We start from the raw sequence: 19,131 nt of genomic DNA, 5'->3' as shown, positions 1-19,131 counted from the left end.
ACATCGAGGTGCAGATCGCGTGGCAGGTCGCCCAAGACGTCCGCGCCCTGTTCCACGCCCCGACCCCCGCGGCAGGCCGCGCCCGCGCTGAGCGAATTCTGAAGATCCTGCCGACCTGCCCCATCCCCGAAGTCACACGCCTCGGCAAGACCTTGAAGCAGTGGGCCGAACCCCTCCTCGCATACTTCGACACCAACGGCGCCAGCAACGGCGGCACCGAAGGCATCAACGGCCTCATCGAGCTCCACCGCCGCATCGCCCGAGGCTTCCGCAACCGCACCAACTACCGCCTACGCTGCCTGCTCATCGCCGGCGGACTCACCCCATAAACCCACACTCAGGTCGGAAGAGCCGCTTTCAGCGTCGGCAGCAGTTCTGTCACGACCTCGCTGGATGCCACGCACCAGACAGCGAGTGCCCACTCGGCCATCCCCAGCTCGTCGTCAACCGCTTCGCGTTGCTCCTTCCACCAACGAGCATTGCTCTGGTTAGCACGCGACTGCGCCAACAGTTCGGACGGATCCGCCGCCGTGCCGAACGGCGTCGAGCCAGGCCTCCTCGTGTACCCCTCTCGGAAAGGCGAGGCCGCGCCGATGATTGCGATCTCCGAAGCGAGCCAGCATCGACGGGCATGCGAGTAAAGCGCCGCCGCTGACTCGGACCAGGGGAAAGTGCTGCCCTTGTGCCCAGCCTTGAAAGCTCGCTTCTTGGCGATCTCCGAGTACTCGGAACCTGCTCGCCCGAGCTGCTTGAGCGCCTCGCTCCTCCGCCTGGCTGATTGCTCATCGCCGTCGCCGAAAGCACTCGCAGAGCTGGCCAAGAACCCTCGCGGCGACAGTGCGACTGCGACTTGCGCGGGAAACGACCGCGTCGAGGTGACGTCGGGGCATTCCCCGTCCAGCACAGCGTCAAGTAGCGCCGACTCCAGCTCGCCTCCCGGTTTGGGGACGAGCCCGGTACTGAGGATGAGTTCGGCCGTCCCAGGGCTGAGCTCGACTTTCTCAAATGCTGCTGGCTTCCCCGCGCCGGCTTCGCAATCGCCGCCGAGTTTGAACCAGGAATCCTGCTGAGGAGTGCCGATGGCCGCCGCTGTCTGCTCGCACCACCAGGCGTCGAAGTCACCTCGGCGGCCGAGCAGCTCGCGCAGGACACGGACCCGCTGATGATTGTCGCCGTCACCTGGATCCTGACGGATCAAGGACGTGAGCCTGGCCCAAGTGGGGTCTGGGCCGTCTTCTTCCGGCAAATCAGGCATCTCCGGGAGCGCGACGATGTCATGACGGTCCAGAGCCGACAGCAGCACCTCGCACCCCACATCGGAGCAGACGGCCGCGATCACCTTGCGCGCTTCCCGTGGGCGGCGTAGGAACACGCCATCGGTGAGCAACGCCCATGCCGCAAGGAAGGACGCGGGGGTTGCGCTTGTCTTGAGCTCCTCCTCAATCCCGGCCGTGAGTGCGTAGATCTCGTGGCCCTTCGCATTTCCGCCGTAGAACCGCACTGTGTTGAGCCAGAAGGGCCGCCTGAGCAACTCACGTAGGACGTCGGCGCGGTCGAAGTCTTTCGAGCCCTCGCCCGCGTACAGGTAGAGGAACCGTGCGGCGAAGTACTCGCGCAGTGAGAGGACCTCGAACTCGTAGGTCCCATCAACCTTGCTGGTCAAGGCCCACAAGCGGTCGCTGGCCCCCTCGAAGAGTTGGTCCACGATGGACTCACGATTGCCGTAAGTTCGCTGGAAGTGCTGCATGGCCGCCTTGAGTTCATCGACACTCATCCGGCCGTTGATCTGTGAGTCCTCGGTGTGCGCATGGATGTACCATCCCAGGAACGGGATGATCTCGAGCAGTTCCTCTTTGTGCTCCCGGACCGACTTGGGATGCTTGTTGGCCTCTCTGGCCAGTAGGAGGTCGACGTACTTGTCGTATAGGTCGGTCCGTTGGGTGGGAGTGGCCGCACCTTGCTCGTGAAGCAGATCAAGCAGAATCGTCAGCTGCATCGGGTTGCCAGCCAGCTCATTGATGTACGGCTCGCTGCTTTTCTCCTTGAAGCTAGTCCGAAGTGAGCGACCTTCCCTCCCCTGGATACCACGTACCCCGCACCACTTACGCAGATAGGAGTTCCGTTGCTCGACGGTGAGTTGATTCAGGGCCAAGATCTCGAACCGCTGGGGTGACGGCTCGGGGAGTTCACCGGCGCTGGGTCGAGTTGTGACCACTACCTTCGGTGGGTTGGGGCTGGCGCTCCCGCGATCAACGAACTTATCGATCTCTTGGACAACTCTGCGGCGCAGAGTAACGCTGCCAACTTCGTCGAGACCGTCCAACATGACGAGGCTGGGCACGCGATCAAAGATGTCCTGCACAGTCTGCGCCCCCACGGTGAGACCACCACTCTCGTGAGCAAGGAGGTCAGCAATGAAGCACTCAACCGTCGCCTCCCGACCCCGCGGTGCTCTCTTCTTGCGCAGGCTACCGCTCTCGGGGTTGTCCCACGGGTCCATGCCCCCGAGCCAGAGCGCATAGTCGCTCAGGTCCAGGCGTACAGGGAAGCGCGGATGCTCAAGCTTCGGCAAGGAATCGAGCGCTTGCCCCTCGGGAACGAACGAGTTGCGGTGTACTTGGCACACGTACTGGCTGAGGGTCGACTTGCCTTGCCCCGGCGCGCCACGAACGAGAGTGCAAAGTGCTGGGTCCTCCAACAGGTATGTGGCGGCTCCACCGACGCTGCCAAGCGTCTGTGAACCCTTCCCCAAACTGTGCACGCGCCTCGGCGATCCCGCATCTGCCAGGACAGGAACCCCATGACCCCGACCAGCACACCTTCCACACCCCCCACAGCGACCTCAGCCGCCGCGGCGTCCGGCTCGCGGCCCGGGCCCACGGCCGGCCCGCACTCGGTCCACGCCAGCCGGAACCTGCGCCGACGGCGCGGACTGACCGAAGAAGCAGCGATCGCCGCGATCGACCAAGCCTGCCGCCGCCTGCGCCTCCCCACCGTGCGCGCCGTCGTCGACGAAGCCCTCGCCGTCGCGACGAAAGAACAGCTCACCTACCAAGGCTTCCTCGCCGAGCTCCTCCTGGCCGAGGTCGACGACCGCGACCGCCGCTCCAGCGCACGCCGGGTCAAAGCAGCCGGGTTCCCCCGCGACAAGTGGCTCGCCGACTTCGACTTCACCGCCAACCCCGCGATCAACCCCGCCACCATCCACGAACTCGCCACCGGCGACTGGATCCGCCGCGGCGACCCCCTGTGCCTCATCGGGGACTCCGGCACCGGCAAGTCCCACCTGCTCATCGGCCTGGGAACCGCGGCCGCCGAACAGGGCTACCGCGTCCGCTACACCCTCGCCACCAGGCTGGTGAACGAGCTCGTCGAAGCCGCCGACGACAAACAGCTCGCCAAGACCATCGCCCGCTACGGCCGCGTCGACCTCCTGCTCATCGACGAGCTCGGCTACATGGAACTCGACCGACGCGGCGCCGAGCTCCTCTTCCAAGTCCTCACCGAACGCGAAGAGAAGAACGCCATCGCCATCGCCTCCAACCAGTCCTTCTCCGGCTGGACCGACACCTTCACCGACCCCCGCCTGTGCGCAGCCATCGTCGACCGCCTCACCTACAACGGCACCATCATCGAAACCGGCACCCACTCCTACCGACTCGCCCACACCCGCGCACGCAATCAGGTCGGCTGACACCGCCCACTCCCCGCTGGCGGTAGCCGCCGCGGGGCGGCTACCGCCCCCGTGGGTCTGACCAGCCGGGGCGGGGGCTCGCCGTACCCGTCTCCAACACGACTGGCCCCCCGTATGGGGCCTTCACGTGCATCAAATCTGTCAGTGCGCGAGCCCTGCGCGACGTGTGCCGCCGGCACCATCGACCGACCGCACACGACGCGCAGGGGCGGGTCATTCCTTCCCATCGAGGGCGGCTCTGCGGTGGCGCCATTCCGTCTCGTCGATGTCGCCCCGGGCGTACCGCTCGTCGAGGACGGCCAACGCGGTCGACGTGGCGGTGGCCGTGGCTCGCTCGCCGGGCGCGGTCACCAACCAGTAGACGAGCGCGGCGATCCCGCCCCAGAACAGGAGCATCATCGTCATCATGAATACCCAGCCCCAGGACATCTCGTGAAACATCGTGGTGAACATGGCCTCTCCTTCCGGTCGACGGGCGTGTCGATGGACCTATCGAATGCGTTGCAGGTGGAGTTCGTACCGGGACCGTATGAAGAACTGCTCAAGATCGGTCCGAGCATGTTGGCCACCACTCGAGCTCCGGCCACACTGGCGCCATGACCACCGAACCGACCAGCACCCGCGTCCTCGTCGTCGAGGACGAACCCGTTCTCGCGGGAACGGTGGTGAACTATCTGTCGCGAGCCGGGATGGAGGCCCGATCGATTGGTGACGGGCTCAGCGCCGTGGAGGTTGCCAGGTCTTGGTCGCCTGAGGTGATCGTCCTCGACCTGGGGCTTCCGGGCCTGGACGGGGTTGAGGTGTGCCGTCAGGTGCGGACCTTCACGGACTGTTACGTGTTGATGCTCACGGCACGGACGGACGAGGTCGACACCCTGGTGGGCCTGTCGGTCGGGGCGGACGACTACATGACGAAGCCGTTCAGCGCGCGTGAGCTCGTGGCGCGGGTTCAGGTGCTGCTGAGGAGGCCACGCGCCGCGTCATCGGGCCGTTCTGTCGGGCAGGCTCGCCGGGTATTCGGCGAGCTGATCCTCGATCCGGGGGCCCGCGAGGTCACCGTCGCGGGATCCGAGGTGGGTCTGACCCGAACGGAGTTCGACGTGCTGGACGCGTTGTCTGCGCGACCGAATCTCGTGTGGAACCGTCGGCAGCTCATCGACGAGATCTGGGGTGTCGACTGGGTCGGGGACGAGCACCTCGTCGATGTCCACGTCGCTCACCTGCGGAGGAAACTGGGCGACGATTCCGCAAACTCTCGCTTTGTGCGGACGGTGCGCGGCGTGGGCTACCGGATGGGGCAGGGCTAGTGGCGCCGGTCCGGCCGGGGCGCCGGGCCATGCCCCTGTCCCGACGGCTCGTCATGGCTCAGGGGGTCGTGGTCGCGGCGATGGCGTTGTCGGTCGTCGTCGTGGCCGCACTGGTCGCGCCGCCGCTGTTCGACCTGCACATGCGCGAGGCGGGCCACGATAAGCAGCCAGGTGTTCTCGACCATGCTGAGACGGCCTTTCGTGATGCCGGTGTGGTCGGTCTCGGCGCCGGCGTCATCATCGCGGTTCTTGGCGCGGTCGTCGTCAGCGGGCTGCTGACCCGCGGGCTGGGCCGGCACCTCGACGCCCTCGTAGATGGCGCCGAGCGGGTCGGGCATGGGGTGTACAACCAGCCGGTGCCGGCTGTGGGGGGTAGCCGAGAGCTCGATGCCGTCACGGAGGCCTTCAACGACATGGCGGAACGGATCGCGGCCTCGGAGCAGGCACGGCGCCGGATGCTCACCGACTTGGCCCACGAGATGCGGACACCGATCGCGAGCCTGCGGGTGACGGTGGAGGCGCTCGAGGACGGCTTCGTCGACCTCGACGAGCACACCGTGTCGGTCTTTCACGACCAGCTGAGCCGTCTGACCCGACTCGCCTCGGACATCAAGGACGTGTCCGCCGCGGAGGAGGGACGCCTGGACCTGCACCGGGAGCTCGTCGACCTGAGCGAGGTCCTCGCGGCCTCGGGGCGCGCCTTCGGCCCCCAGTACACCGACGCCGGGGTCGTCCTCGACATCGACAGCGGTACGGCATCCGGCCGCCGTGCGCTCGTGCGTGCCGATCGTGCCCGGGTCGGTCAGGTCGTCGACAACCTGCTGCGCAATGCCTTGCAGCACACTCCCTCGGGTGGTCAGGTCAACGCCAGCGCCGACATCCCCGCCGATGCCGGTGAGTGGGTGCGGATCGTCGTGAAGGACACGGGCATCGGCATCGATGCCCACGATCTGGCGCATCTGTTCGAGCGGTTCTACCGGGCCGACACGAGCCGCCCCCACGACAGCCAGACGGGCACGGGGGTCGGGTTGTCGATCTCGAGGGCCATCGCCGTCGCCCACGGCGGCACCTTGACCGCGCACAGCCGGGGTCCGGGCCACGGCGCGACCTTCGTGCTGACCCTGCCGGCCGCGGCAGTTGGTTCGTAGCGTGCGCGCCGTCGCGGTCTTCATCGTTTCTTCGTCCCACGACGACGAGACCCCCGGCACGGCAGCCAGAGGGTAGGGACACCGCTTCGGCGAATCCACCCGCTCCTCGAAGGAGAGCACGATGCAGACCTCGACCCGTCACATGCTTCTCATGTTCGCCCCCGCCGTCGTCATCGCCGGTGTGCTGCTCGCGCTCGGGCGGCCCGTCTCCGACGCGATCATCACCGCCCTGGTCCTGAGCTGCCCACTGCACATGGTCATGATGATCATGGGCGGCCACCAGCACGGCCACCCGTCGACATCCGGACCGGCCGACGCAGCCCGTGAGGGTGCGTCCACCGACGTGCGCGGTTCGCACCTGCCGCACACGCACTGACCACTGCCGACCGGCTCGGCACCCGCTGCTTCCGGCCCCAGGACACCTGCCCGGGGGCCGGCAGCGGCGTCCCCGTCCCGAAGGGGTCCGGCGATCTTCATCGAACCTTCATGACAAGCCCAGGGGAACGTGAACACCTGTCCTCCACGGTGATGACATGACCGCACTCACTCGTCGCCAGATCCTCGCCGGTGGCTTCGGCCTCGCTAGCCTCGGAGCCCTCGCCGCCTGCTCGTCGGGCTCGTCGATGGGCGACATGCCCGGCATGGGCGGCGCGACGACGAGCAGCGCGAGCACCGGGCACGCCATGGGCGCCATCCCCACCGCGACGCCCCTGACCCCCAAGCCCGGCCAGAAGGTCGTCACCGCCACCCTTCGTCCGCGCCCCGTGACGCTCGACCTCGGCGGCATCCACGCGAACACCTGGGCGTACACCGACGAGCTCGGCACCGCCCCCTTCCGTGCCTCCGCGGGCGACCTGCTGCGCATCACCGTCGACAACCAGCTGCCCAGCGACACGAGCGTCCACTGGCACGGCATCCGGGTCCGCAACGTCGCCGACGGCGTGCCCGGCGTCACCCAGCAGCCCATCGCGAAGGGCGCGCGCTACCTGTACGAGTTCGAGGCCCCCGACGCGGGCACCTACTTCTTCCACCCGCACACCGGCGTCCAGATCGACCGCGGCCTGTACGCACCACTCGTCATCGACGACCCCAAGGACAAGGGCGGCTACGACGCCGAGTGGGTCGTCGTCCTCGACGACTGGACCGACGGCATCCCCGGCGGGAAGAACCCCGACACGATCCTCGCCGACTTCCAGGCCAAGACCGGCCCGATCTCGACGGGCATGAACCACGACATGTCCGGCATGGACCACGGCATGGCCTCCCCGCTCGGGGACGCGGGCGACATCGCGTACCCGCACTACCTGATCAACGGGCGGATCCCCGCCGCCCCCAGGACCTTCACCGCCAAGCCCGGCCAGAAGGTCCGCATCCGGTTCATCAACGCCGGCTCCGACACGATCTTCAAGGTCGCTCTCGGCGGGCACACGATGACGGTGACGCACTCCGACGGCTACGCCGTCCAGCCGCAGGACACCAAGGCCCTGTACATCGCGATGGGAGAGCGCTACGACGTCCTCGTCACCCTCGCCGACGGCGCCTTCCCCCTCGCCGCCGCGCCCGAGGGAAAGAAGGGCACACCCGCCCTCGCCGTGGTCCGCACGGGTGCCGGTACAGCCCCAACCCCATCGACCCCGGTCTCCGAGCTTGCCGGTGCCGCTCTCGTCGGGACCTCGCTAACCGCGGCCGACGCCGCGAAGCTGTCCTCGAAGGACCCCGCCCGCACGGTCGATGTCCAGCTCAACGGGCAGATGAAGCCCTACGCGTGGGGCATCAACGGCAAAAAGTTCGGCGAGGACACACCCATGCAGGTGCGCGAGGGAGAGCGGCTGCGGATGCGGATGACGAACATGACGATGATGGCCCACCCCATGCACATCCACGGCCACACCTGGGCCCTGCCCGCCAGCGGCGGGCTGCGCAAGGACACCGTCCTCGTCCTGCCCATGCAGACCGTCGAGGCCGACCTGCAAGCCGACAACCCCGGCACGTGGATGTACCACTGCCACAACATCTACCACGCAGAGCTCGGCATGATGACCAGTCTTCGCTACGCCTGAGGCCCACCCAGCCCCCGGCCCCGACCCTGCGATCGGGCCGACCCACCGCTCACGAAAGACATCCGGATCATGCCCCGACACCTCGCCCTCGCGCTCACGGCTGCTGTGCCCGTGGTTGCGCTCGTCACGGCGTGCGGCGGCTCGGCCGACCCCGGCTCGACCGCCCCGACGACATCGACATCCGTGCAGGGCGCCGCTCCGCCGACCTCGGCGGAGCGCCCGGCTGGTTCGTCCGGTACGCAGCCAGCTGCTGCGGCAACCAGCGGTGGGACCGGTGCGTCGACCGCACCGACGGCCGCGGTGCCCGTCCGGGCCCCGCAGGGCGCACTGCCCGGCGAGCACGTCCACGGGCTCACGCGTGCCGGCGACGGCACGATCCTGCTCGCCACTCACGACGGCGCCTACCGGGGGACGCCCGGCGGTTGGGAGAAGGTGTCGCCGTCGGTCGACCTCATGGGCTTCGTCGCGGTCGGTCCGACGCTCTATGCCTCGGGCCACCCCGGACAGGGCTCCGACCTGCCGAACCCGGTCGGGCTCCTGCAGTCGACGGACCAGGGGAAGACATGGACGTCGATGTCGCGGGCCGGTGAGTCGGACTTCCACGCGCTCGGCGCGGGCAAGGGCCTCATCGCAGGCTTCGACGGCCGGCTGCGCATCAGCACCGACGCGAAGTCCTGGACCGACGTTCAGATCCCCGCAGCACCCTTCGGGCTGGCGGTCTCGCCCGACGGCACGAGGATCATCGCCACGACCCGACAGGGCGCCCTGACCAGCACCGACCGAGGCGCGACGTGGGCCGAGGCATCAGGAACCCAACCGGCCCTGGCCGGGTTCGCGTCCGACGGCATGGTGTACGGGCTCGCTTCCGACGGCGCCCTCACCGCCAGCCACGACGGCGGCACCACCTGGGCGGCGACCGGTGTCACGGTCTCCCAGCCGGTCGCCTTCGCCGTCACCGCGTCCGGCGAGATCCTCGTCGCCACCGCCCAGGGCGTCGTCTCCTCGACCGACGGTGGAAAGACGACCCACCCTGCCTGACGCCGCTCCACCCCGATCGCCGCGGACCGACGTGCGCTCCGGCCCGCCATCCCACCTCACCCCAAGGACGCTCATGACCTCGCGCTCTCGCCGAACCGCCCTCACGATCGCTCTCGCCGCACCCGTGCTCGCGCTCCTGGCCGCCTGCGGTGGCACGAACGGACCCGGCTCCACCTCGTCGACCATCGGATCGCCGACGTCACCGGCATCGTCGACGGCTGCCGCAGCCTCCGCCTCGACGACCATGTCCATGCCGCTGTCCTCATCCGACTCGACGGGCCCGTCGGGCACGACCTCGTCCACCCCCGCGTCGCCGGCGTCGAAGACCGGGCTGACCGGGTCGATCTGGGTCGCGGACGAGAAGGGATCGAGCCTGAGCGTCATCGACGCGGCGACGCTGAAGGTCGCCTCGACGGTGACCGGCGTCCCCGGTCCGCACAACGTCCAGGCCATGACCTCGATGCCGATGATCTGGGCGACGAGCAGCAGCAGCGGCGGATCGGCCGTCATGCTCGACGCCGCGTCCCTCGCGCAGCACGGCGTCGTCAAGGTCGGGTCCCACCCGGCGCACGTCGTCGCCAGCGCGGACGGCATGACCGCGTACGTGTCGAACTCCGGTGACGGCACCATCTCCGTCATCGACGCCATGCAGATGAAGGTCGTCGCGACCATCCCTGTCGGCCCCAAGGCGCACGGCATGCGGCTCAGCCCGGACGGCAAGACCCTCGTCGTCGCCGACATGGGCCGCACCACTCTGAGCGTCATCGACACCGCCTCCCGGAAGGTGGCCGGCACCGTCGAGGTCGGCAAGGCACCCGCCCAGGTCGCCTTCTCCCCCGACGGGAGGTTCGTGTACGCGTCCCTGAGCGGCGAGAACAAGCTCGCGAAGGTCGACCTGGCCTCCCGCACGCTCGTCGGTACGGTCCCGGTCGGCCCCGGCCCCATCCAGACCTTCGTCACCCCCGACGACCGGTACGTCCTCGTCGCGAACCAGGGCACGCAGGACAAGCCGGGCGACACCGTCTCGGTCGTCGACACGAAGACCCTCACCGTGACGAAGACGATCACGACAGGGAAGGGCGCCCACGGCATCGTGATCGCCCCGAACGGTCGCTACGCCTTCGTCACGAACACCTACGCCGACTCCGTCTCCGCGATCGACCTCACGACCCTCGCCGTCACCGCCACGATCCCCGTCAAGGCCGGCCCCAACGGCATCAGCTACTCCAGCACCGTCGTCACGCCCCGCCCCGACGTCGCCGTGACGATGGCCCCTGGCAATAACGGACACGACGGCCACCACTGACGCGAAATACCCCCATGGGGTATCCGGTTGACACGGGTACTCACGCGACCAAGGAGCGGTCATGACCAGCCACGACCACGAGAACGACCCAGACGCGACGTCCCTGATGACGGATGAGGGGTCGGGGCGCGGACGCTACACCTGCCCGATGCACCCGGACGTCCCCCGCGACGTTCCCGGCCGGTGCCCCCGATGCGGCATGAACCTCGTCGCCGCCAGCGCCGACGACGCGGCCGGAGACGGCGACGCATCCCATGAGCACCACCACGGTGCCAGCGCTCCTCAGCCCACGGACCACGGCGACGCAGCCACGCAGACTCCGCCGTCCGCCGGGAGTCCGGCCATAACCGCGGACGTGGAGTACACGTGCCCGATGCACCCCGAGATCCGGCGTGACGCACCTGGCTCGTGCCCGATCTGCGGGATGGCCCTCGAGCCCGTCACCGTGAGCCTCGACGACGGCCCCAGCCCCGAGCTGCGCGACATGACGCGCCGGCTGTGGGTGGCGGCCCCGCTGTCCCTGGTCATCCTGGTCGTCGCGATGGCCCCGCACCTGCTCGCCGGCCCATCGATGCTCATGGAGGGGCGTACCTGGCAGTGGGTCCAGCTCGCCCTGTCCGTCCCCGCTGTGTGGTGGGCCGGCTGGCCCTTCTTCGTTCGGGGCGTCGCCTCGGTGCGGGCCCGCTCGCTCAACATGTTCACCCTGGTCGCCCTCGGCGTGTCCATGGCGTGGCTCTATAGCGTCGTCGCCGTCCTCGCGCCGGGCCTCTTCCCACCCACCCTGCGTCAGGTGGACGGCACCATCGGTGTGTACTTCGAGGCCGCCGCCGTCATCGTCGCCCTTGTCCTCGTCGGCCAGGTCCTCGAGCTGCGCGCCCGGGAGAAGACCTCCGGCGCCATCCGCGCCCTCCTCGAGCTGGCCCCCGCCACCGCGCGCCGGGTCGGCCCCGACGGCACCGAGGTTGAGGTCGCCATCGACGAGCTCCATACCGGTGACCAGGTCCGTGTCCGCCCCGGCGAGAAGGTCCCCGTCGACGGAATCGTCGCCAGCGGAGCCGCCTTCGTCGACGAGTCCATGATCACCGGTGAGCCCGTCCCCGTCGAGAAGTCGACCGGCGAAGCTGTCGTCGGCGGGACGATCGCCCAGGGCGGCTCCCTCGTCATCGAGGCCACCGGCCTCGGGGCCGACTCCGTCCTGTCCCGCATCGTCGCCATGGTCGCCCAGGCCCAGCGCTCTCGCGCACCGATCCAGGGCCTCGCCGACCGCGTCGCCGCCTGGTTCGTTCCCGCCGTGATCCTCGTGGCCGTGGCCTCGTTCGTCGTCTGGCTGCTCGTCGGCCCCCAGCCGCGCCTGACCTACGCGATCGTCGTCGCCGTATCCGTCCTGATCATCGCGTGCCCATGCGCCCTCGGCCTCGCCACCCCCATGTCGGTCATGGTCGGCGTCGGGCGTGGAGCCAGTGAGGGCGTCCTCGTGAAGAACGCCGCGGCCCTGGAACGCATGGAGAAGGTCGACACCGTTGTCGTCGACAAGACCGGCACCCTCACCCGAGGTCGCCCCTCCCTCACCACGACCCTCTCCCTGACCGGCATGGCCCCCGAGCGAGCCCTCGGGCTCGCTGCGGCCGCCGAGGCCGGGTCCGAGCACCCCCTCGCCCGCGCCATCGCCACGGCAGCGCCCACGCCCGCCCACCCCCTGCTCGTCACAGACTTCACCGCCCACCCCGGCGGCGGCGTCACAGCAAGCGTCGACGGAAACGCCGTGACCCTCGGTAGCCCGGCCTTCCTCGCCACCCGTGGCATCGACACTGTCGACATCACCAACCAGATCGAGCAGCTCCGCTCCACCGGAGCCACCGTCGTGGCCTTCGCTGTCGACGGCATCACCGCAGCCCTGTTTGCCATCGAAGACGAGATCAGGGCACGACACCCCAGGCCATCACCCAGCTCCACGACCAGGGCCTGCGCGTGGTCATGCTCACCGGCGACAATGCCACCACCGCCCGCGCCGTCGCCGCCCGCCTCGGCATCGACGAGGTCGAGGCCGACGTCCTGCCCGACCAGAAGCACGAGGTCGTCCGACGCCTCCAGGGCGCCGGCCACGTCGTCGCCATGGCCGGAGACGGCGTCAACGACGCACCCGCCCTCGCCGCCGCCGATGTCGGCATCGCCATGGGCACCGGCACCGACATCGCCATCGAGTCTGCCGGACTGACCCTGCTCGGCGGCGACCTCACCGGCATCGTCCGCGCCCGCCAGCTCTCCAGAGCCACCATGCGCAACATCCGCCAGAACCTCGTCTTCGCCTTCGTCTACAACGTCGTCGGCATCCCCCTCGCCGCCGGCATCCTCTACCCCACCCTCGGCTGGCTCCTCTCTCCGATCATCGCCGCCGCCGCCATGGCCCTATCCTCCGTCAGCGTCATCACGAACGCACTGCGCCTCCGGAGGGTCCGCTGACGCCCCTCACCAGGCCGTCGAGCACAACGCAGGGGGTCACGCACCCGACTCAAGCCGCGCTACAACCAATGAAGTCCGGATCCCGTCCCCCCGCAACTCAGCCCCGGGGCACGTTGCCCGCGCGAAGCGCGGGGCGGGATCTCGCCGCTCATCGCGAACAATCAGCGCGTCGGGATCGCACCCGTCACCGACTGAGCCACGAGACACAGGCGCATCCCGTGGGTCCTGCTGTCTCTCAGGTGGGGCCGAATCACACCGTCATTGCGGGGCCAATTCGGCTTGACATAGCCAACCTAGGCTGGCCCGAAGTCCAGAGCGGCGCGGTAGGCGTCGATGAAGGTTGCGACGCCATTAGGGAAAGTCGCCTCGCCGCAGGCCGCCCCGGCGGGCATGCCGAACAGGTGGCGGGTCCACGCGCGAAGCGGGAGCGAGAGATGGACGAGGCACGACGGGTGTTCGGTCTCCCACCCGCGAAGAAGCCTGCACGCGAGCTCAGGACCTACGGCTTCGGTGGCAGCGTGACGGCTTCTCGCTGACCGTTCCTGTGGCGCGACTCCGCGCGAGGGGTCAAACCACGGGGAGGAAGGCGTTGAGTCGCCGCATCAACTCCTCGGCCCGGTCCAGCGTCGAAGTGGCCAGGGACGCCTTGCCAAGCGCCCCGCGCATCAGGGCACCCGCAGGGGCGTAGTGGTTGAACTGTCCACCGTTGATGCCTTCCGCTGCAAAGTACTCCTGGACTCGACTGGTGAGCCGGTCTCCCTTGGGGATATCGGAGGCGACAACCTTACGGCCCTTCAAAACTCCTTGGTATGACTCGTTGACCAACTTCAGATAGACGGCATCAGTGAAGAGGTCCTCCAGGTCAGCCTCCTGCTTGTTGAGGACTTCGCCCACCTGGACGATCCCCGTGTTCCCAAGACGGCCCAGTTCCTTCAGGCGCTGGATCGTCTTGGCCTCCTTGGGCGAGGAGTCCGTCAGCACCGCAACGTTCATCTTGTTGGCCCCGAAGAGGGAGAGGAAGGAGGGCAACTTCGAGATGCCGCCTCCGGGAGTCACTACCCAGCGGGGATCGAGGCCCTCCCTACCCTGCGACCGCAGCGCTTCGCTGAGGTGGGTCAGGAAGACCACATCGGATGGCCCTTCGACCAGAAGCACGTTGGGCCCCACCCACAGCGTCTGTGTGAGGTCGACTCCCATCGCGGCCATGAGTGGGAACACCGTGTCACTGTCAGCCTTCAGGACGTCTGCCGAGACGGTCGTGCCGCCATCCTCGCGGTCCTCCACCGTGCGTACGCGATGCATCCTCTGCGGGTCGACCATGAACGGCGAGTGCGTCGTGAAGAGCACCTGGTGCCCGGGAGCCAGTCGCTCGTCAAGGAAGCGCAGGAGGTCTGCCTGCGCCTTTGCGTGAAGACTCAGGCCTGGCTCATCGAGCAGGAGGATCAGGGGACGGCTCGACTCCTGCTCGATCTCGGAGAAGTAGGCGAGGAACGAGAAGAACCATACGAAGCCGCGCGAGCGCTCATCGAACGGGACCGTCACGTTGTGCTTCTGGTTGAGCACCCGAATCTGGATCGTCGGCCCTGGGTAGGGACCCGTTGTCGAACTACCTACCCGCAACTGGACGCGCAGGTTCGTGTTCTGCGACCAGTAGGTGAAGACCTCTTCTGTGATCCCGTTGGAGGCGTTCTCCACGTCGCGGATGAGGTGCTCGTCGCTCTCCGGGTTGATGAAGTCCTCCGGCTCGACGCTCGCCAAGTGGAGCAGCGATAGAAAGGCGCGCTCGCCCCGGCTCAGGTCTTCAGCGTCACGGTGGGCGATGAGTTCCTTCACGTTGATCTCGCCCGGCATGGAGTCGTACTCACCGAAGTAGACGAACTTCGGGCGTCGCTGAATCAGGAGGTCGATCACACCCAGCATGGGAGACGACTTCCGCCACTTGGCCACCCGAGCCAGCACCTCGGTTGCCTCGGTGTTCGGGTCCTCCAGTCCCTCCAAGACCTCAACCAGTCCGCTCACCGATTTGGAGCCCTTGGCAGCCTTCTGTGGACCAGCGGGAAGGTCAAGGTCACGCGCGAGATGACGTACGACGGCTTCCTCGTCCAGCCCCACTGCCCAAGTGCTGCTGCCGTCGTAGAGCGTCGTCACCGTGATCGTCCTGGATGACAGCGCGCTCTCACCCATCCAGTCCTCCACCGACTGGACATCGCCGTCATCGAGGAGGTAGGTCAGGGTAGTGACCTTCATTTTCCCCTCGGCCTTCCGCCTCTCGCTCGTGCGCGTCGTGGGATAGTCGAGCCCTTCATCGAAACTGGCACCGTCGTGAGAGTGACTCTTGTTGAGCGCCTGGAGCACCGCTGTCTTGCCGGACTCGTTCTTCCCGACGAGGCAGGTCACGTCCGGCTCGACCTCGAACGCGTCCATCTCCTCGATGCTGCGATACCGACGGATCGCCACCTTCAGCAACTTCATGGTGTACCCCATCCTCTGCGCGAACCTGTTGAGTCGAAGCCTACGGCGGGGGTCCGACAAACTGCGCGGTCCTGGCTCCCGCACTCACGGGGCCAACCCAGTGACTCGCGGTCCCGTGGACAATAGGCTGCAACGCTAGGGACAGAGCCCCGACCACCCTGCATCGTCCCTAGTCAGGGATTCACGGAAGTTCTCTCCACGTCCACCTCACCATCGCCACCGACCCCGGGATGCCTAAGCACGACGTCTGGCGATCCGTGGACATCCTCGAAGGACTCGCCGCGGCCCTGGGAACCCTGGCCGCCGAGGACGACTGTGCCCAGCACGCCCTCGTGCACGTCACCCCCCAGGCCAGGCCCACGCGGTGTACTGACCGGGGGCGTTGATCAATCGGGCCGGTGAATGCGTCGAACGGATTCGACGTGGTCTGCCAGCTCGCCGTCGGTGAGAGGGGGCAGTCGGAGGAACCATCGGTACAGGAGGGGGGCTAGCAGAAGCTCTGTGGCTCGCTCGGGATTGTCGAGTCCGTCGGCAGCAACCACCCGCGCGAACTGCTGCTGCTGGCGCTGAAGAAGGGCGGTGTGGAACTGACGTGCGATCACCTCGTCGCTCTGGACTGCGGCGGCCAGCATCCGTAGCAGCGAGGCTCGCGGTTCTGACGCGAGTTCGGCGCTGGTCGCCTTCAGCGCCTCGAAGAGCTCGGGGTAGCTGCCCGCGGATTCGGACACAGCAGATTCCGTCGCAAGTGCGTCGAACAGGAGTGCATGGATCGATGGCCATGTGCGGTAGAGCGTTTGCTTGCCGACGCCGGCTTCGGCCGCGACGCCTTCCATGGTGAGTGCGTTCGGGCCGCCGCGCTCTGCGAGGCGCAGGACGGCGGAAAGAACGCGAGCGGCGGTGGCAGGGCGGGCCATGCCACCAGTATAGAAACGAGACGCACCGTCTCGTAACGTGCTTGAATGGGCCCATGACAACACCGAAGACCTGGTTCATCACCGGTGCGAGCAGCGGCCTCGGCCTTGCGTTGACCCGACTGGTGCTGGCTGTGGGTGATCGCGTCGTTGCAACGAGCCGGCGGGGCGTGCTCCCTGTGCAGCACCCGTCTCTGAGCGTGGTGCGGCTCAACCCGGCCGACCGGGATGAGTGCCGGCGGGCCATCCTGAAAGGTCACGAGACCGCGGGCTGTCTCGACCTCTTGGTGAACAACGCGGGCTATGGCCTCGTCGGTGCAACTGAGGAGGTCAGCGAGGAGGAGGCGAGGTCCATCCTCGACGTCGACCTTCTCGGCCCCTTGTGGCTCACGCAGGCTGCTCTTCCACTGATGCGCACCCAGGGCAGCGGTCACATCGTTCAGATCTCGTCGACCGGCGGAGTCGGTGCCATGCCCCTGCTCGGGCTCTACAACGCCGCGAAGTGGGGTCTCGAGGGGTTTACCGAATCCTTGGCGGGCGAGGTGAGCTCGATGGGTGTTCGAGTCACCCTCGTTGAGGTCGGTGCCATGAATACCCAGTGGGCGACCTCGGGGATGCAGTTCAGTGCACCAATTCCCGCGTATGACGAGCTGCGCGAACGACTCTTTGGAACCGCCGTCGTGCCATGGCCAAGTGAGCCTGGGGCCACGGGCGGCGGGTCGTCGCCGGAGGCCATCGCCGAGGGGATCCTTGCCCACGTCACAGCACCAGAAGGGCCCCTGCGGCTGGTCCTCGGCGAGGGAGCCGCCGACCAGATCCGCATGGTCCTCGATCAACGCCAGCAGGACTATGCAGGTCAGCCGGGATTCCAGGTCGACCACTGACCGGCGTCGAACAGTCGGCTGCGTTCATCGACTGAGCGGAGTCGTTCAGGCTGGCCCTCAGCGGCGGACCGCTCCACGTTCGCAGTCGCGTCATGTATTGCCCGGAAGGCAGGCCACTTCGGTGGCCTGCCTTCCCGCTCTGAGGAGGACTTATCAGCCACGCCAACGCGGCTCTGACACCACGTCACCGCCTGAAGGTCGCTCGTCTCGTTCTCGAGGACGGGTGGCCGATCAGCGAGGTCGCCGCCCGCTTCCAGGTGTCCTGGCCGACCGTGAAGCGATGGGTTGACCGCTACCGGGCCGGCGAGTCCATGCAGGACCGGTCGTCACGCCCAAGATCGTCGCCGAACAAGACCGCGAAGACGGTGTCAAAGCGGTGCGTGAGCCTACGAATGCGACTGCGGGAAGGACCCGTTCAGCTCGCTTCCCGACTCGACATCGCACCCTCCACCGTGCATCGCATCCTCACCACGGCGCGCCTGAACCGGCTGTCCTACGTCGACCGGGCCACCGGTGAACCCGTCCGCCGGTACGAGCACCCCCACCCCGGGGGGACTGCTGCAGGGGTAGGTGACAGTTGGTGTGTCAGGCCGCGGGCGCGGTCTGAGGGGTGGTGGTGGCCATGATGGTCTCGTACTCGATGGGGGTCAATCGGCCGAGTCGGGCTTGACGACGACGCCGGTGGTAGGTCCGGTGGATCCAGGTGACGATCGCGGTCCGCAGCTGCTCACGGGTGGCCCAGCGGTGACGGTTCAGGACGTTCTTCTGCAGGAGCGCCCAGAAGCTCTCGATGGCTGCGTTGTCGGCGCACGTCGCGACGCGGCCCATGCTCCCGCGTAGCCCGTGACGGCGCAGCGCGGTGATGAATTTTGTTGACCTGAACTGCGATCCGCGGTCGGCGTGGACGATGCACCCGGCCACGGGCATGCCGGCCGCTGCGCGAGCGGCGACGGCGTTGTCCAGGGCGTTCACGGCCAGGCGGGCCTTCATGCGCGAGTCGATGGAGTATCCGACGATGCGCCCGGACCAGGCGTCCTTCATCGCGCACATGTACAGCTTGCCCTCACCGGTCTTGTGCTCGGTGATATCGGTGAACCACACCTGGTTGGGGCCGGTCGCCAAGGTGGTGAACTGGCGGTTGACGAGATCGTCATGCACCGGCGGTCCCGGCCGGCGGTGACGGCCCCTGCGGGGTTTGCCGAACACGCTCCACCAGCCGTTGTCCGAGCAGATCGCCCACGCCGTCCGGTCGGACATGACCTGTCCGCCGTGCTCGCGGGCTTCGTCGACCAGGAGCCGGTATCCGAACTCGGGGTCGTCACGGTGGGCGTCGAACAGCGCGTTCGCCCGGTACGCCTGCGCGTACTCGGCTGTGGTGACGGGGTTCTTGACCCATCGGTAGTAGGGCTGGCGGGCGATCTTGAGGACCCGGCACGTCACCACGACGGGGATCCCGTCGGCGGCGAGCTCACGGACGAGCGGGTACATCATTTTCCCGGCAGGTTCGCCTGGGAGAGGTACGCCGCCGCGCGGCGCAGGACCTCGTTCTCCTGCTCAAGCAACCGGATCCGCTTCTTCGCCTCGCGCAGTTGCTCATGCTCGGCCTGTGTGACACCGGGGCGGGTGCCGTCCTCGATCGCAGCGGCGGACATCCAGTTCGTCAGGCAGGACTCGCTGATCCCGAAATCCACCGCGATCGACTTCAACGTCACACCAGGCTCACGGTTGCGAGCCACGCGCACGACGTCCTCGCGGAACTCCTTGGGGTGGGGCTTGGGCATGAAGCACATCCTCTCCCGTGGCACCAGACGGCACCACAGATCGGCTGTCACCTACCCCTGCAGCAGTCCC

General features: G+C 67.8%; 15 protein-coding genes and 2 pseudogenes. 12 read left to right on the top strand and 5 right to left on the bottom strand.

Translation table 11 applies throughout. The features are described 5' to 3' along the window. Nucleotides 1-329: transposase (locus tag K313_RS21650; RefSeq protein ID WP_034254150.1), on the top strand; the 329-nt coding region annotated here is incomplete at its 5' end. Nucleotides 330-337: 8 nt separating this feature from the next. Here the strand turns inward: K313_RS21650 and K313_RS0117775 are convergent. Beyond that, nucleotides 338-2,500, bottom strand: coding sequence for an NACHT domain-containing protein (locus K313_RS0117775; protein ID WP_205621900.1), 2,163 nt, complete (start codon nt 2,498-2,500; stop codon nt 338-340). A gap of 300 nt (nt 2,501-2,800) precedes the next feature. On the opposite strand from K313_RS0117775, the gene istB reads away from it, so the two are divergent. Further along, entirely contained in the window at nt 2,801-3,694 is an 894-nt protein-coding gene (istB, locus tag K313_RS0117770) for an IS21-like element helper ATPase IstB (RefSeq protein ID WP_019287865.1), read from the top strand. A gap of 213 nt (nt 3,695-3,907) precedes the next feature. Here istB and K313_RS0117765 read toward each other — a convergent pair whose 3' ends face one another. After that, complete coding sequence (locus K313_RS0117765; protein WP_019287866.1) at nt 3,908-4,147, bottom strand: SHOCT domain-containing protein; 240 nt, start codon at nt 4,145-4,147, stop codon at nt 3,908-3,910. Nucleotides 4,148-4,290: 143 nt separating this feature from the next. Between K313_RS0117765 and K313_RS0117760 the strand changes: the two genes are divergently transcribed. From K313_RS0117760 to K313_RS24825, 7 genes and pseudogenes are all read left to right on the top strand, one after another. Then, the gene (locus K313_RS0117760) at nt 4,291-5,001 is read left to right on the top strand and encodes a response regulator transcription factor (RefSeq protein ID WP_019287867.1); all 711 of its coding nucleotides are present in this window, start codon (nt 4,291-4,293) and stop codon (nt 4,999-5,001) included. Between the two features lie 80 nt (nt 5,002-5,081). Beyond that, nucleotides 5,082-6,149, top strand: coding sequence for a sensor histidine kinase (locus K313_RS0117755; RefSeq protein ID WP_240484006.1), 1,068 nt, complete (start codon nt 5,082-5,084; stop codon nt 6,147-6,149). A gap of 121 nt (nt 6,150-6,270) precedes the next feature. Continuing rightward, nucleotides 6,271-6,525 carry a hypothetical protein gene (locus K313_RS0117750; RefSeq protein ID WP_019287869.1) on the top strand — a complete coding sequence of 85 codons (255 nt, stop codon included), beginning with the start codon at nt 6,271-6,273 and terminating at the stop codon, nt 6,523-6,525. Between the two features lie 157 nt (nt 6,526-6,682). Next, a complete protein-coding gene (locus K313_RS0117745; RefSeq protein ID WP_019287870.1) occupies nt 6,683-8,209 on the top strand; it encodes a multicopper oxidase family protein in 1,527 nt (508 codons plus the stop codon). 69 nt (nt 8,210-8,278) lie between these two features. After that, nucleotides 8,279-9,247: a F510_1955 family glycosylhydrolase gene (locus K313_RS0117740; RefSeq protein WP_019287871.1), complete on the top strand. Its 969-nt coding sequence runs from the start codon at nt 8,279-8,281 to the stop codon at nt 9,245-9,247. Between the two features lie 73 nt (nt 9,248-9,320). Further along, entirely contained in the window at nt 9,321-10,553 is a 1,233-nt protein-coding gene (locus K313_RS0117735) for a YncE family protein (RefSeq protein WP_029212753.1), read from the top strand. A gap of 61 nt (nt 10,554-10,614) precedes the next feature. Further along, nucleotides 10,615-13,013, top strand: a pseudogene (locus K313_RS24825) (copper-transporting P-type ATPase). A gap of 567 nt (nt 13,014-13,580) precedes the next feature. On the opposite strand, the gene K313_RS0117725 reads toward K313_RS24825, so the two are convergent. Continuing rightward, a complete protein-coding gene (locus K313_RS0117725) occupies nt 13,581-15,485 on the bottom strand; it encodes an ATP-dependent nuclease (protein WP_029212752.1) in 1,905 nt (634 codons plus the stop codon). A 230-nt stretch (nt 15,486-15,715) separates the two neighbouring features. Between K313_RS0117725 and K313_RS23700 the strand changes: the two genes are divergently transcribed. Then, nucleotides 15,716-15,871 carry a hypothetical protein gene (locus tag K313_RS23700; protein WP_019287876.1) on the top strand — a complete coding sequence of 52 codons (156 nt, stop codon included), beginning with the start codon at nt 15,716-15,718 and terminating at the stop codon, nt 15,869-15,871. Here K313_RS23700 and K313_RS0117715 read toward each other — a convergent pair whose 3' ends face one another. Then, a complete protein-coding gene (locus K313_RS0117715) occupies nt 15,872-16,399 on the bottom strand; it encodes a TetR/AcrR family transcriptional regulator (protein WP_019287877.1) in 528 nt (175 codons plus the stop codon). It abuts the gene before it with no gap. Nucleotides 16,400-16,452: 53 nt separating this feature from the next. Here K313_RS0117715 and K313_RS0117710 point away from each other — a divergent pair, with 53 nt between their 5' ends. Both K313_RS0117710 and K313_RS23245 read left to right on the top strand, forming a co-directional pair. Next, the gene (locus K313_RS0117710; RefSeq protein ID WP_019287878.1) at nt 16,453-17,280 is read left to right on the top strand and encodes an SDR family NAD(P)-dependent oxidoreductase; all 828 of its coding nucleotides are present in this window, start codon (nt 16,453-16,455) and stop codon (nt 17,278-17,280) included. Nucleotides 17,281-17,432: 152 nt separating this feature from the next. Continuing rightward, nucleotides 17,433-17,831 (top strand): annotated as a pseudogene (locus tag K313_RS23245) (helix-turn-helix domain-containing protein); the annotation flags it as partial. Between the two features lie 34 nt (nt 17,832-17,865). Here the strand turns inward: K313_RS23245 and K313_RS0117705 are convergent. Beyond that, nucleotides 17,866-19,061, bottom strand: a protein-coding gene (locus K313_RS0117705; RefSeq protein WP_156911462.1) for an IS3 family transposase whose coding sequence is annotated in 2 segments (ribosomal slippage) — nt 17,866-18,774 and nt 18,777-19,061 — 1,194 coding nt in all. Because the reading frame shifts where the segments join, the coding sequence is not laid out codon by codon here. Between the last annotated feature and the right edge of the window lie 70 nt (nt 19,062-19,131).

The organism is Arsenicicoccus bolidensis DSM 15745 (assembly GCF_000426385.1).
Taxonomy (GTDB): Bacteria; Actinomycetota; Actinomycetes; order Actinomycetales; family Dermatophilaceae; genus Arsenicicoccus; species Arsenicicoccus bolidensis.
Note: the sequence above shows the minus strand (reverse complement) of the source record. Positions and strands in the feature narration are given on the sequence as shown.